This window comes from Arthrobacter sp. K410C, assembly GCF_059090105.1.
In genome coordinates, this window is sequence record NZ_JBNHFJ010000007.1 from 23,907 (window position 1) to 37,176 (window position 13,270).

Below are 13,270 nucleotides of genomic sequence, written 5' to 3' on the forward strand. Positions count from 1 at the left end.
TCTCGGGTGGGCCCGGCTGGGGGCTCAGGGCGCCGGTAGGGGGAAGGGTTTGTCCGTGTCTCAGGCTGGTCTCTTGGAACGTAGTCCCACCACGGGCAGCAGGACACGGCTGGGCCTGCTTGCCCTGCTGGTGGCAGCAGGGCTTGCGGCGCTGGGCCTGTACTTCGCCGCGAACAGCGGCACGTTGCATGCGCTGGTGACAGGAGATTTCCTGATTCTCGCCGCATCGCTGCTGGCAGGGGCAAGCTGCGCGCGCGCAGCCCGGCTGGGCGGAGTGAACGGCAGGGCCTGGACCTTCATGGCCATAGCGGTATTCGTGTGGGCCGCCGGCATGGCTGTGTATACGTACTACGGCCTGGCCTTCAACCACGTCTATCCCTTCCCGTCGCTGGCCGACGCCGGGTTTATCGGCTACGCGGTGCCCGCCGTCATCGCGATATTCGCCTTCGCAAGGCGGGCGGGAAACCCCGTAGCGTTCTACCGGGCCCTGATGGACGCCGCGGTCATCGCCGGTTCGTTGCTGGTGGTCAGCTGGTATACGGTGCTCGGAGCTGCGTTCAATGCAGAAGGGGACGCCCTGGCCCGGCTCACCGGCATGGCCTACCCCGTGGTGGACCTGGTGATCACATCCCTGGTGCTGGTCCTGGCCATGCGCCGGCAGCCCGGGGAGCGGCTTCCCTTCCTGTGCTTCGGGGGCGGCATGCTGGTCCTTGCGGTCACGGACAGCATTTATGTGCGAATGACGTTTGACGGCTTCACCGGGGCCACCGGTTCGCTGCTCACTCTGGGCTGGGTCGCCGCCTTCCTCCTGATCGCTTTTGCCACCCTGGTGCCGGATGAGGACAAGCCAGGCCCGGTGGGGAAGGGTGCCACGCTGGCGCTTGAACTGCTGCCATACGGGCCGTTGCTGGCGGCCGTGATCCTGTTGGCCGGGCCTGATTTGGCCACACACGATCCGTTCCCGCTGGTGGTGGGAGCCGCCGTGCTGGTATCCGCCCTGATACGGCAGGTGCTGATTGTGTTTGAGAACATCACGCTCACCGGCGGACTCGAGGAGGAAGTGGCGGCCAGGACCCGGGAACTGGAGACGGCACGGGAGGCGGCCATGGAATCCAGCCGGCTCAAGTCGGAGTTCCTGGCCACCATGAGCCACGAAATCCGGACCCCCATGAACGGCGTGGTGGGCCTGACCGCACTCCTCCTCGAAACACCGCTGGACGAAACCCAGAAGCAGTACGCCCAGGGGGTCCGCGGCGCCGGCGAGTCGCTGCTTGCCCTGATCAACGACATCCTGGATTTCTCCAAGCTGGAAGCCGGCAAGGTGGACCTGGATGTCCGTCCGTTCGATCCCCGGCTCCTCGTGGAAGAGGTGGCCGGGCTCCTGGCCGAGCCGGCCCTCGCCAAGAACCTGGAGCTGATCGGATACTGCGAGCCGGATGTGCCGGCGCGCCTGCAGGGCGATTCGGGGCGGATCCGGCAGGTCCTGCTGAACCTCGCCTCCAACGCGGTGAAATTCACGGCATCCGGGGAGGTGTCCATCCGGGTGACAACACAGAACCCCGGCGCCGCCCCCGGAACCATTTCCGTGGTCCACTTCGAAGTCCGGGACACCGGCATCGGCATCGATCCCGCGCACCACCGGAAACTGTTCGAATCGTTCTCGCAGGCGGATGCCTCCACCACGCGCCGTTACGGCGGAACCGGCCTTGGCCTGGCCATCAGCAGCCGGCTCACCGAGGCGATGGACGGCGATATCGGACTGAAAAGTGTCCCCGGGAAGGGCAGCACCTTTTGGTTCCGGCTGCCCCTGCCCGTGGCGCCGCCGTCCACCGATCCCGTTCCCGCTGCGGGCTTCCTCAACGGCCTGCGCGTCCTGGTGGTGGACGACAACGCCACCAACCGCCTGGTGCTGGAGTCGCAGCTGCGCGGCTGGCGGCTGCAACCGGAGGCCGTTCCGGACGCCGCTGCAGCACTGGACCGCGCCCGGGAAGCAAGTGCCGCCGGCGAGCCGTTCCAGCTGGCGGTGCTGGACTTCTGTATGCCGGACATCGACGGCCTGGAGCTGGCCCGGCGCATGAAGTCCGATCCCCGCCTGGCCGGCATTGAACTGATCATGCTTACCTCCACCATGCAGGTGAACACCGCCGAGATCACCGGGGCGGGAGTCCGCGAATGGCTGATGAAGCCCGTGCGCAGCTCCGAGTTCTACAACCGGCTTGTCCGCCTCATGTCCAGCAGCGAAACCGTGCAGCCGGCAGGGGCCTCCGGCCTCCAGGAGGCAATCACGGGCACCGGCCCCGACCGCGGGCGGGTCCTGATCGTGGAGGACAACGAGGTCAACCAGCTGGTGGCCGAGGCGACGGTCAGCAAGTTTGGCTACGCGGTGGACGTTGCCTCCAACGGGGCCGAGGCCGTGGACGCCACAGCAAGCACCCGTTATTCCGCCGTCCTGATGGACTGCCATATGCCGGTCATGGACGGATTCGAGGCCACCCGCGTGATCCGCGCGCGCGACGGAAGTTTCCGCCTGCCGATCATCGCCATGACTGCCGGCGCCCTGGACGGGGACAGGGAACGGTGCCTCGCCGCGGGCATGGATGATTACCTGGCCAAGCCGGTGGATGCGGCAGCACTGCAGGCTGCACTGGCCCGGTGGGTTCCTGAACCGGCCGCCCAGGTATTGGCAGCCGCCGGCGCCACCCGCGCTGCCACAGAGCCCCCGGCTGTGGACCAGGACCGGCTCGCCATGCTCCGCGGCCTGGGTCCCGACGACGGCCGCGGGCTGCTGCCGGCCACGGTGGAAGCGTTCCGGAAGGACGTGCCCGCTCGGATGGCAGCACTGCAGGCCGCGCTGGATGACGGCGGCGGGGAGGCACTGGTGCAGGCTGCGCATGCCTTGAAGGGGTCGGCGGCCAACATCGGCGCCGGCAGGGCGACCGCCATCTGCGCCGACCTGGAAGGGCTGGGCCGGGCAGGAAACCACGACGGCGGAACGGACCTGCTGCGCCGCCTCAAGGCAGAGCTGCGGCGGGTGGATATTGAACTCGATGCGGCGCTGGGGGTGGACGGATGAAAGTCCTCGTTGCCGATGACGATCCGGGTTCGCTGCTGGTGGCCCAGGCCGCCGTCGAGCGCGCCGGGCACGATTGCCTGGCCGCAGCGGACGGTGACGAGGCGTGGGGACTGTACCTTGAGCAGCAGCCGGATGTGGTGGTTACGGACTGGATGATGCCCGGCATGGACGGGCTGGCCCTCTGCCGCGCCATCCGGTCCCGGGGCGCGGACCTGTACACGTACATTGTGATGCTGACTTCGCAGGACTCCCGTGATGACGTGCTGGCCGGGATCGAGGCCGGGGCTGACGACTACGTCACCAAGCCGCTGGATCCATTCGTGCTGCGGGCCAGGCTGCTGGTGGCACTGCGGATAACCACCCTGCATGCGGACCTGGCCCACTACCGGAAGGTGCTGTCGCAGCAGGCGCGCACTGATCCGCTGACCGGGCTGCACAACCGGCTGAAGCTGGCTGAGGACCTGGAACAGTTGCATGCCCGCAGCGTCCGCTACGGGGAGCAGTACAGCCTGGCCATGTGCGACGTGGACAATTTCAAGGCCTACAACGACGTTTACGGGCACCAGGCCGGCGACCTTGCGTTGCGCGCTGTGGCCGCGGCCCTCGCGGGGCAGGCCCGGAAGTCCGACGGCGTGTACCGGTTCGGCGGCGAGGAGTTCCTGCTGGTCTTCCCGCACCAGAGCCTGCTGCGCGCGAAGGCCTGCATGGAGCGTGCGCTGGACGCCGTGCGGGATCTTGCCATCCCCCACTGCGGCGACCCGTCAGGCCAGTTGCGGCTCAGCGCCGGGATCTCGACGTTTTCCCCCGCTGAGGGCCGGGACGCCGAGACACTGCTCGGTGCTGCGGACGCAGCGCTCTACGCGGCGAAGACGGCCGGCCGGGACAGGGTGGAACTGGCCGGGTAGCCGCCTTTCCCGCGCGGTCAGGCTGCTTTCTTGCTGCCGGTCTTCTTCACGGCGAGCTTCCTGATGCCGGGCTTCTTCACGGCCGCCTCCCTCTGGACCGGGCCTTCCGGGTACGGGTTCGGCTCCTGGCGCAGATCTGCCGCTTCGGCGGAAAGCGCTGCCTCAGCGGCACGGTCCGGAACTGCCGCACTGGCGTCGGCACCTCCGTCGGCAGCTTCAGCAGCTTCAGCAGCCTCGGCCGCACGGTTGCGGCGCCAGCGGCGGAGCAGGTCCGCGGCGGCCAGCATGCCCGCGAGGGGCGTGAGCACCGCGGCGCCGTAGACGAACAGCATCCAGGTCAGCGTGGTCAGCGGCGGCTGGTTGTTATGCAGCAGGGACAGCCCGCCCAGCAGTCCCACGGCCCAGAAAAGAATCACTGCCGTCAATACGGCAGCGGCGGGAAAATACTGGTTGGTCACGACTTTTTTCAGGGTTTCCATGCACTTCCTCCTGCCTGGCCGGGGGCTGCGGAAAGTGGCCGCATCAACACAAGTATGGGGCTGGCTTGCGGCGAAACACGGCAAGACACCGTTTTGAGTGATGAACATAACTGGCGGCCCCGCGGTCGGGCGTGCTGGTCTGGATCTTCCCCGCTGCGGGCAGCGCCGTTACGGTGAGTTTGTCCGCCCGATTCTAGGAGGCTTTCCATATGCGCAAAGTAACTGCCGGCTTGTTCCATTCCGTGGATGGCGTGGTGTCAGATCCCTACAAATTCCAGTTCGACAGCTTCGATGACGAGCTTGGTGAAGGCCTCACCAGGATGATGGACAACGTGGACACCGTGGTGCTGGGCCGGGTGAGCTACCAGGAGTGGGCCGGCTACTGGCCGAACGCGTCGGTGGACGAGGACTTTGCCGCCTTCATCAACCCGGTGGAGAAGCACGTGGCCTCACGGACCCTCACCGAACCGCTCGCATGGCAGAACTCCCACCTGATGGATGCCCCGCTGGAAGAGTTTGTGGCAAAGCTGAAGGAGCGCGACGGCGGTGAGATCGCCGTCTGCGGCAGCATCTCCGTGACCCGGCAGCTGCTGTTCGCCGGGCTGCTGGACTCCCTGACCCTGATGACGCACCCGGTGATCGCCGGGAGCGGCCGCCGGCTCTTCGAGGACGGCGATCCCACAACCCGGCTGGTGCTGCAGGACGAAAAGCGGACCAGCAAGGGCAACGTCCTCAGCACCTACAGCCGGCTGGAGGGCTGACGCCGGGGCAGGCCATCGCCGGCTAGTGGCTGACGGTCCCTCGCCGGGATGCCAGGACCGGCCGGATCCAGGTGTCGGCCAATAGTCCGGTGGCCACCGAGTAGAGGGCCTTATGCGTCACGTCAACCAGCTGTTCCCTGGCAGGCCAACTGGTGGGCGGGGCGCCGGCGCCTGTGGAGTTTTCCAGCGTCTGGTCGAACGCGAGCCGGACGACAGTGTGCTTGACATGGGCCAGCGGACCCCGGATGCCGGTGACGGCCCAGATCCCCCGCAGCGACCCCAAAGCAGCGCCGGTCCCCCAATGCATGATGTGGTTCCAAACAAGGGGCTGTTGCGCGTCGTCGGCCCGCTGCCGCAGCAGGGTGAGCAGTGTCCGGGCGGGAACGTAGGAGTTGGGACGCTTGGTCAGGATTTGTTCAAGCTTCTCCCCCGCCGTCATCACCGCGACGCCGGCAAGGCCGCAGACAGCACCTCGTGCAGCCGCCGCAAGTAACACTTGACCGCGTGATTGGGGCATTGCTCCTCCTGTTGACTCTGGAACGGTGACAGGACATTCCGTACCCCTCGCCCGTGGCGGCAAACAGGAGGCCGTCACACGTGCGGTTCAGTACCTGGGGGACAGCAGGCGTCCGACGGCGGCGACGTCACCCGGGGTTGTCCGGCAGCACCCGCCGATGATGCGGGCACCGAGGTCCTGCCAGGTTGCCCTGCCCTCGGCAAGGCTTGCCGGATGCCCGAGCCCTGCGCCTTCGGACGGTGCGGCAGGGCTCCAGGTCTTGGTACCGGGATCGTAGGTCTCACCCGAGTTCGGGTAGGCCACCAGCGGCTTGCTGGTGGCCGCCCCCAAAGCGGCGAGCGCCGGGGTGACCAGCTCCAGTGGCACGCAGTTCACGCCGACAGCTGCCACGGACGCCTCGCCGTCCAGCAGTGCCGCCACCAGCGTCAGCGGAGTGCCGTCACTGATGTGTCCGCCGTCCCGGAGCGAGAAGGAGAACCAGGAGTCGACGTCGAACTCCTTGCTGAGTGCCAGCAGCGCCTCCGCCTCGGCGAAGGACGGGAGTGTTTCGAAGGCGAGAACATCGACGCCGGCGCTCACGAGGGCTGCGATCCGGGGATAGTGGAAGCCGCGGAATTCTGCGGGAGCCAGGGAGTAGTCCCCGCGGTACTCGGAACCGTCCGCAAGGTAGGCGCCGTAGGGTCCGACAGAGCCGGCAACCAGCAAGGGCTTGGCTTCCGGGTGGGCGGCAAGGTGTTCGCGGCGGGCCTCGTCGGCAAGCCTGACCGACAATGCCACCAGCCCCAGCGCCTCCTGCTCACTGATCCCCCGCGGGGCAAACCCCTGGGGCGTGGCCTGGTAACTGGCAGTGGTGGCGATCCTCGCTCCCGCCGCAAAGTAGTCCCGGTGGACGTCCCTGATCAGGTGGGGCTGTTCGAGCAGGACCTTGGCAGACCACAACGGGTCGTCCAGATTGCAGCCCCGGGCCTCGAGCTCTGTTGCCAGGGCGCCGTCGGACGGAAGGTACTCCCCCGATTCGAGAAGGGAGGACAACGCGTTTACTGGCATGACAGCCATCATACGCATTTCCTTATGCTTGTAATGAATGTTTCTTTCTGCCACGATGGCAGGCAGCCGTCAGCCCGGCGGCAGGAAAGAGGACAGTTTCTTGGACGTTCAACTACACGCGGTGCGCAAGCTGCGCGTCCACTGGCCCATCAGCGGCACCACGTTTGCGCAGCTGGCCCAAGGGGAAGCAGATGCCTTCCGGGACGATCCGGGCATCGCAGCCCTGCTCCGGGCCTTGGCGCAGTTCCAGGAACTGGGCGACTTTGGCACCTACAAGCACGTGTTCGAATCCGGCCTTGGCTTCGAAGGGTTCACCACAGCAGAGGGAGCCAACCCCACGCTGGGGCGCGTCGGCGAACAGACCCTGTCGCCCACCTTCGTTTTCACCACCTACTTCGATGCCTCGCTGGAAGACGCAGCCGTTGAGCGGTTCATGCGGCAGATCGTGGACATCCACCCGTGGGAAGTTCCGGTGATCGAACTCGAAGGACCCCTCAGCGTAACCAGCACGGCACTGGCACCGGTCACCCAAGGAGCGGCAGCATCATGACGGAAACCCTCACCACCTCCCTGTGGGAAGGACTGCAGCAGGTGCTCGCGGGCCGCCGGTTCGTTGACCTGACCCACGCCTTTCACCCCGGCCAGCCACATTTCGCCGCTTTCCCGGATGAGGAGCGGGAAGCCCTCTTCGACCTTGATAAGGGGGACGGCTTCACCGCCCACCGCTATTCGATTGTGGGCCAGTGGGGCACGCATGTGGACCCGCCGTCGCACTTCATTCGGGGCGGCCGGACCCTGGACCGGATCCCGGTCCAGGAGATGATCCTGCCGTTGGTGGTCCTGGACATCTCCCACCACGTGGCCGGCAACCCGGATGCCACCCCCACCCTGCAGGACGTACATGGCTGGGAGAGCCGCAACGGCACCATCCCGGCGGGCAGCTTCGTGGCCCTCCGCACCGGCTGGAGCCACCGCTGGCCGGACGCCGAGGCGATGGCCAACCGGGACGCTGACGGGCTGAGCCACACACCGGGCTGGTCACTGGAAGTGCTGACCTTCCTGGTCAACGAGCGGTCCGTTGCTGCTGTCGGCCACGAGCAGACCGACACGGACCCGGGCCTCGCCACCTCCCGGCAGGACTTCAGCCTGGAAACCTATGTGCTGGAGCAGGACCGCTGGCAGATCGAACTGCTGGCCAACCTGGACGGGCTACCCGAGGCCGGAGCCGCCGTCGTCGCAACCTGGGCCAAGCCTTTGGACGGCAGCGGGTTCCCGGCGCGGGTGTTTGCCATCTGCTGAACCGGTGGCCGGGAAAGCCGGTCCACTAGACTCACATCCATGTCGAAAACCTCCAGCATGGGCCGTGGCATCCAGGCTGTCCTGGCCGTGGGGGCACGGCATGCGGCAGGGCTTCCGGGCGGCACGGTTGCCGACATCGCGGCGGACCTGGGGAGGGACCGCAGCCAGGTTTCCCGCAACCTGCGCAGCGCCGAGCACGAGGGCTTCCTCTCGCGCACGTCCCGCAGCTACGCCCTTGACTGGTCGCTCCTCACCGACGCCCAGATCCTGACCGAACGCCGGCTGCAGACCGACGGCGGCACAGCCCTGGACAGCCTCGCTTCAGCCACTGATGAGGCTTGCTTCCTCGGGGTGCTGCACGGTGACAGCACCGTCACCATCGGTGAGAGCGTCCCCGCCAGCAGCAACCTGGTGGGATCCTGGCTGGGCCGCCCGTACCCCGCCTACTGCAGCGACGCCGGGCAGGCCGTCCTGTGGGAAGCGTCGGAGGCCGAAGTGCGGACGGTGTTTGCCGGCGTCGATTTTGTCCGCCACGGTCCCAACACTCCCACCGGCATTGAAGACTTCCTCGCCCGGCGGGAGGCAGCGCGCGAACGCGGCTACTCGATCGTTGACGAGGAGGCTGAACCGGGGCTCTATTCACTGGCCGTCCCGGTCCGCGATTTCAAGGGCGACGTAGTGGCGGCATTGCAGATTGTGGGCATCAAGGACCGGCTGGAACCGAAGCGGGACAGCTGCGCCGCGGCATTGGTGCCGCAGGGACAGTGGCTCGAGACCCGGTTGGGCTACCAGCCCGAGGGCTAGTTACAAGCCGATCAGCCGGCGGCTGGAGATGCCCCGAGCCGCTCCGCGGCCCCGTGGAGGGCAGCGGCGGCGGCAGGAGCAGCGCCGGACGCCAGCTTGGCCCGGCTGCCCAGGACACTCAGCGAAGCGGTGATGCGGCCGCCGGCATCGCGGACCGGCACGGCAATCTCCACCACCTCGTGCTCGAATTCCTGGTAGGCGGCAACAAACCCGGCGGCCCGGTCCCGTTCCATCAGCCCCCAGACCTCGGCGGTGGTGTGGGCAGCCCCCGGACCGCCGATCCCGATAAAGTTCACCCCGCCGAGCAGCGCGTCCAGGCCGGGGCGGTCAAAGTCCCACAACAGTGCCCGCCCGGCACCGGTGCACCACACCGGCGTCACCATCCCCGGCTTCACGAAGCTTCCGGGACCGGCGTCGTTGCTGGAGGCACGGAGCAGGACCACGCGGAAGCCGTCCCGAACGGAGAGCCTTGCCCGGAGCCCCAGGGCGGCCACTAGCGCCTCAAGCTCGGTCTTCGCTTGCCGGACCCAACCGGTGTTGAGTGAGGCGGCGAGGGTGAAGAAACGCGGGCCGGTCCGGAAGGGGCCGCGGTCCGCGCGCTCCAGCAGGCCCACGTCGCACAGTTCCTGGGCCAGCCGCGAGACCCTGCTCTGGTCCATGCCCAGCTCGGCGGCGAGCTGTGAAACCCCGAGCAGCTGCCGGCCGCGGATTTCCCGGTCCGCCACCAGCCGCACAAGGCGCAGCCCTTGCGCCATCGACGACGCCTCGGCGGACGATTCCACGCTCACATGCCCCTTCCGGCCGGTAATCCCGCCCCATTCTTCCACGGCAGCGCCACGCCCGGCGGGGAAGAAAGGGACAATGAACGACGGCGCCCAGTAGAGCAGGTGCCTGAAGCGCACCTGCGGCGCGGCCGCCGTCGTCCGTCCCTAGCCCTGTCTGGCAGCGGCAGCCTTGCGCCCGTGCCGGACGTGGAACCAGGCGTAGCAGGCAGCGACGAAGGGGATGCCGAAGTAGAGCGCGGCCACCTGGGTGGGGTCGAGGGCGATGCCCACCAGCGAAACCACGCACAGGGTGAACGCCAGGATGGGCACCAGCGGGAACAGCGGGGCCTTGTACGCGAGGTCCGCCACGTTGCCGCCGCTGCGGACGAACGCCTGGCGGTGGAAGAAGTGCGAGGCGGTGATGGACATCCATACGCCCACCACGGCGAAGCCGGCCACGGACACGAGGACCAGGTACACCGTCTCCGGTGCCACCACGCTGCTGACCAGGGAGGCGAGGCCGCCCACCATGCTGACGGCGAGTGCCACCAGCGGGATGCCGCGGCGCGTCAGCTTTTTGAAGGCGCGGGGTGCGTGGCCTTCGTCGGCGAGGGAGTAGAGCATGCGGGCGCAGGAGAAGAGGCCGCTGTTGCCGGCGGACAGGAGTGCGGTGATGATGACGAAGTTCATGATGTCGGCGGCGAACGGGATGCCAACGGCGGAGAACACTGTCACGAACGGGCTCTCGTCCAGTCCCACCTCGGTGTAGGGGATGGTGGCGGCTATGACGGCGATGGCTCCGACGAAGAAGATGAGCAGGCGGATCACGGTGGTGCGCATTGCCTTGGGGATGCTGGTGGCCGGGTCCTTTGTTTCGCCCGCCGCGACGCCGATCAGCTCGGAACCGGAGAAGGCGTAGAAGACGGCGAGCACGGTGACCAGGACGCCGGTGAATCCGTTCGGGAAGAGCCCGGCTTCGGTGCTGAAATTCTCGAACAGGTGGGGGTGGCTGCCACCGGCACTTAGCGGGTGGAAGCCGAACAGGGCCGCGCCGCCCAGGACGATGAGGCCGATGATCGCGGCCACTTTCACAATGGCGAACCAGAACTCGGCCTCGCCGAAGAACTTCGAGGACACGGCATTGAAGCCAAACAGGACCGCGGCGAACACCAGGCACCAGACCCAGACCTCCACGTCCGGGAACCAGCGCTGCATCAGCAGGCCGGACGCGGTGAACTCGGAGCCGATGGCCACGGCCCAGCAGAGCCAGTACAGCCAGGCCGTGGCGAATCCCGTGGCCGGTCCGATGGAGCGGGCGGCGTAGATATGGAACGCGCCGGACACCGGGTAGGCAATGGCGAGTTCGCCCAGGCAGGCCATCACCAGGTACACCACGAAGGCGCCGATGAGGTAGGCGATGACCGCGCCGAGCGGCCCGGCCTGCGAGATGGTGTAGCCCGAGCTCAGGAACAGTCCCGAACCGATCACGCCGCCCATGGCGATCATCACCAGGTGCCGCGGCCCCATGGAGCGCCGGAGCCCCGACTCGGCTGGGGATGTATCCGGCGGTGAGGCCAGGGTCAGCGGTGATGAGGGTTCCATGGGCGTCTCCAGTAGGGGTGTGGTGCACCGCGCGCCTGCGGCAGTGGTCACCGAAGAAGTGAACGGCGGCAGTGCCGAAACTAGCACGCTTGCGAAGAAACGGTCTCCAAATACATGGATGCATGCTTATATTGCACGTTGTTACGTTGCCTTCGGCTGCGGCCGCAGAACCGGGGTACGACGGCGGCGCTGGGCCGGGTGCCGCCGTCGAGGTTTCCGCGGGCGGGTAAAATTGTCCGGTCATGCATTGTTCCTACTTCGACGCCGCCGCCTGCCGCTCCTGCACCCAGATGGGCGTGCCCTACGCGCAGCAGCTCGCCGGCAAGCAGTGGCACTGCGAGACGCTCCTCTCACCGCACACCGAACTGGAGTGGCTGCTGCCCGTCGGGAGCCAGGAGTCCGGCTTCCGCAACAAGGCCAAAATGGTGATCGGCGGGACGGCGCAAAACCCGACCATCGGCATCCTTGATGCCGACGGCCAGGGCGTGGACCTGCGTGAATGCGGCGTCTGCTCGCCGGGGCTGCTGGCCTGCTTTCCGGTGCTGGCCGGATTCATCGGACAGGCGAGGCTGACCCCCTATGACGTGCCGCAGCGCCGCGGCGAGCTCAAGCACATCATCATCACCGAGTCCCCCGACGGCGAGGTGATGCTCCGCCTGGTCCTGCGCTCCGAGCAGCTGTTGCCCCGGATCCGGAAACACTTCCCCTCGCTCCTGGCCGCGCTGCCGCAGGTGAAGGTGGTCTCGGTCAATCTGCACCCGGAACACAAGGCGGTACTGGAGGGCGAGCGCGAGATCCTGCTGACGGAGCAGTCCACGCTGCGGATGCGGCTCAACGGACTGGACCTGCACTTGCGGCCGCAAAGCTTTTTCCAGACGAACACCCCGATGGCCGCAGCGCTCTACCGGCAGGGGCGGGAATGGGTGGATGAGCTGGATCCGGCGTCGGTCTGGGACCTGTATTGCGGCGTGGGCGGTTTCGCCCTGCATTGCGCCGGACCCGCACGGGACGTCACCGGGATCGAAACAAGCCGGGAGGCCATCGTCTCGGCCAAACTCAGCAGCAAGGAGGCCGGCCTGGATCGCGTGAGTTTCCAGGCTGGCGATGCCACCGCGTTTGCCCTCGGGGCGGACCGTTCGCCGGAGCTGGTCATCGTCAACCCGCCCCGGCGCGGCATCGGCAAGGAGCTCTGCGGCTGGCTGGAGTCCTCGGACGTGCAGCACGTGGTCTACTCCAGCTGCAACGCCCAGTCACTGGCCCGTGACCTGGCCGCGCTCCCCTCGTTCACGGCCCGGCGTGCCCGGGTCCTGGACATGTTCCCGCAGACCATGCACTACGAGGTGATGGTCCTGCTGGAGCGCGCCAGCTGACCTTTCCCCTGCGGCTCAGCCGCGCACGCGTTCGACGGCGGCGGCGCTGGCTTCCTGCCCGGCTGCCCGCAGGCCGGCGATGACTCCGCCGGCGTCGGCTGCGGAGCGGTTCTGGCTCAACTTTTCCTTTGCCTCGATGCGGGTGATCAGCAGTTCGACCCCCACGATGGCGCGCAGCTGCCCGGCGATGAACCGCTCCGGTGCATCGTCCACGCTCCACGGATGGTCCCGCCCTTCCTCATGCAGATCCGTGAGGCTCCGCACATGCCGGGCCAGCCATCCGGCCTCGTCATGGATCACCAGCCGGCCGTACACATGGGCGGTGGAGTAGTTCCAGGTGGGCACCACGCGGCCGTGCTCGGCCTTGGAGGGGTACCAGGACGGGGAGATGTAGGCATCGGGCCCTTGAAGAATTGCGAGCGCCTCTCCAACGGGCAGGCTGGAGAACTGCGGGTTGTTGCGCGCGGCATGGGCGTGCAGCGCGCCACGCTTTCCCACCGACGGTTCATAGACGAACGGCAGCAGCGTGGCCTGCAGGCCATGCTCCGTCATGGTGACCAGGTTGGCCGCCGCAGGGCGGGACAGGAGGTGCTGGAGGGCGTCGGGGCCGGCGGCGAAGTGGGCGGGAATGTACATCTGGGGTCCTTTC

13 protein-coding genes are annotated in these 13,270 nt (G+C 67.5%); 7 read left to right on the top strand and 6 right to left on the bottom strand.

Going from position 1 to position 13,270, the window contains the following annotated elements; genetic code table 11:
• Positions 1–73 precede the first annotated feature (73 nt).
• Complete coding sequence (locus AC5RU7_RS11795; RefSeq protein WP_494052375.1) at positions 74–3,073, top strand: hybrid sensor histidine kinase/response regulator; 3,000 nt, start codon at positions 74–76, stop codon at positions 3,071–3,073.
• Positions 3,070–3,978: a GGDEF domain-containing response regulator gene (locus AC5RU7_RS11800; RefSeq protein ID WP_494052376.1), complete on the top strand. Its 909-nt coding sequence runs from the start codon at positions 3,070–3,072 to the stop codon at positions 3,976–3,978. Before AC5RU7_RS11795 ends, AC5RU7_RS11800 begins: the two co-directional genes overlap by 4 nt.
• A 17-nt stretch (positions 3,979–3,995) precedes the next feature.
• Here AC5RU7_RS11800 and AC5RU7_RS11805 read toward each other — a convergent pair whose 3' ends face one another.
• On the bottom strand, positions 3,996–4,457 hold the full coding sequence (locus AC5RU7_RS11805; RefSeq protein ID WP_494052377.1) for a hypothetical protein: 462 nt from the start codon (positions 4,455–4,457) through the stop codon (positions 3,996–3,998).
• A 209-nt stretch (positions 4,458–4,666) separates the two neighbouring features.
• Here AC5RU7_RS11805 and AC5RU7_RS11810 point away from each other — a divergent pair, with 209 nt between their 5' ends.
• Entirely contained in the window at positions 4,667–5,218 is a 552-nt protein-coding gene (locus AC5RU7_RS11810; protein ID WP_494052378.1) for a dihydrofolate reductase family protein, read from the top strand.
• A 22-nt stretch (positions 5,219–5,240) separates the two neighbouring features.
• On the opposite strand, the gene AC5RU7_RS11815 is transcribed toward AC5RU7_RS11810, so the two are convergent.
• Both AC5RU7_RS11815 and mmuM read right to left on the bottom strand, forming a co-directional pair.
• Positions 5,241–5,735 (bottom strand): hypothetical protein, encoded by a 495-nt coding sequence (locus AC5RU7_RS11815; protein WP_494052379.1) that lies wholly within the window; start codon positions 5,733–5,735, stop codon positions 5,241–5,243.
• A gap of 87 nt (positions 5,736–5,822) precedes the next feature.
• The gene (mmuM, locus tag AC5RU7_RS11820) at positions 5,823–6,782 is read right to left on the bottom strand and encodes a homocysteine S-methyltransferase (protein ID WP_494052380.1); all 960 of its coding nucleotides are present in this window, start codon (positions 6,780–6,782) and stop codon (positions 5,823–5,825) included.
• 55 nt (positions 6,783–6,837) lie between these two features.
• Between mmuM and AC5RU7_RS11825 the strand changes: the two genes are divergently transcribed.
• The 3 genes from AC5RU7_RS11825 to AC5RU7_RS11835 are packed head-to-tail and all read left to right on the top strand — an operon-like array spanning position 6,838 to position 8,885.
• Positions 6,838–7,332: a hypothetical protein gene (locus tag AC5RU7_RS11825; RefSeq protein WP_494052511.1), complete on the top strand. Its 495-nt coding sequence runs from the start codon at positions 6,838–6,840 to the stop codon at positions 7,330–7,332.
• Positions 7,329–8,081, top strand: a complete 753-nt coding sequence (locus AC5RU7_RS11830; protein WP_494052381.1) for a cyclase family protein — start codon at positions 7,329–7,331, stop codon at positions 8,079–8,081. The genes AC5RU7_RS11825 and AC5RU7_RS11830 overlap by 4 nt, the downstream gene beginning before the upstream one ends.
• A gap of 39 nt (positions 8,082–8,120) precedes the next feature.
• On the top strand, positions 8,121–8,885 hold the full coding sequence (locus tag AC5RU7_RS11835; protein ID WP_494052382.1) for an IclR family transcriptional regulator: 765 nt from the start codon (positions 8,121–8,123) through the stop codon (positions 8,883–8,885).
• 11 nt (positions 8,886–8,896) lie between these two features.
• Here AC5RU7_RS11835 and AC5RU7_RS11840 read toward each other — a convergent pair whose 3' ends face one another.
• On the bottom strand, positions 8,897–9,667 hold the full coding sequence (locus AC5RU7_RS11840) for an IclR family transcriptional regulator (protein ID WP_494052512.1): 771 nt from the start codon (positions 9,665–9,667) through the stop codon (positions 8,897–8,899).
• A gap of 147 nt (positions 9,668–9,814) precedes the next feature.
• A complete protein-coding gene (locus AC5RU7_RS11845) occupies positions 9,815–11,251 on the bottom strand; it encodes an amino acid permease (protein ID WP_494052383.1) in 1,437 nt (478 codons plus the stop codon).
• Positions 11,252–11,493: 242 nt separating this feature from the next.
• Between AC5RU7_RS11845 and rlmC the strand changes: the two genes are divergently transcribed.
• Entirely contained in the window at positions 11,494–12,621 is a 1,128-nt protein-coding gene (gene rlmC / locus AC5RU7_RS11850; RefSeq protein WP_494052384.1) for a 23S rRNA (uracil(747)-C(5))-methyltransferase RlmC, read from the top strand.
• 15 nt (positions 12,622–12,636) lie between these two features.
• Here rlmC and AC5RU7_RS11855 read toward each other — a convergent pair whose 3' ends face one another.
• Positions 12,637–13,257, bottom strand: coding sequence for an FMN-binding negative transcriptional regulator (locus AC5RU7_RS11855; RefSeq protein ID WP_494052385.1), 621 nt, complete (start codon positions 13,255–13,257; stop codon positions 12,637–12,639).
• Between the last annotated feature and the right edge of the window lie 13 nt (positions 13,258–13,270).

What these genes read in the sequence shown, in the direction of transcription:
- AC5RU7_RS11800 (WP_494052376.1), top strand. Translation starts at nt 3,070, where the DNA reads ATGAAAGTCCTCGTTGCCGATGACGATCCGGGTTCGCTGCTGGTGGCC.
- AC5RU7_RS11825 (WP_494052511.1), top strand. Translation starts at nt 6,838, where the DNA reads ATGGCAGGCAGCCGTCAGCCCGGCGGCAGGAAAGAGGACAGTTTCTTG.
- AC5RU7_RS11805 (WP_494052377.1), bottom strand. Translation starts at nt 4,457, where the DNA reads ATGGAAACCCTGAAAAAAGTCGTGACCAACCAGTATTTTCCCGCCGCT.
- AC5RU7_RS11830 (WP_494052381.1), top strand. Translation starts at nt 7,329, where the DNA reads ATGACGGAAACCCTCACCACCTCCCTGTGGGAAGGACTGCAGCAGGTG.
- AC5RU7_RS11815 (WP_494052379.1), bottom strand. Translation starts at nt 5,735, where the DNA reads ATGCCCCAATCACGCGGTCAAGTGTTACTTGCGGCGGCTGCACGAGGT.
- AC5RU7_RS11855 (WP_494052385.1), bottom strand. Translation starts at nt 13,257, where the DNA reads ATGTACATTCCCGCCCACTTCGCCGCCGGCCCCGACGCCCTCCAGCAC.
- AC5RU7_RS11845 (WP_494052383.1), bottom strand. Translation starts at nt 11,251, where the DNA reads ATGGAACCCTCATCACCGCTGACCCTGGCCTCACCGCCGGATACATCC.
- rlmC (WP_494052384.1), top strand. Translation starts at nt 11,494, where the DNA reads ATGCATTGTTCCTACTTCGACGCCGCCGCCTGCCGCTCCTGCACCCAG.
- AC5RU7_RS11810 (WP_494052378.1), top strand. Translation starts at nt 4,667, where the DNA reads ATGCGCAAAGTAACTGCCGGCTTGTTCCATTCCGTGGATGGCGTGGTG.
- mmuM (WP_494052380.1), bottom strand. Translation starts at nt 6,782, where the DNA reads ATGCCAGTAAACGCGTTGTCCTCCCTTCTCGAATCGGGGGAGTACCTT.
- AC5RU7_RS11835 (WP_494052382.1), top strand. Translation starts at nt 8,121, where the DNA reads ATGTCGAAAACCTCCAGCATGGGCCGTGGCATCCAGGCTGTCCTGGCC.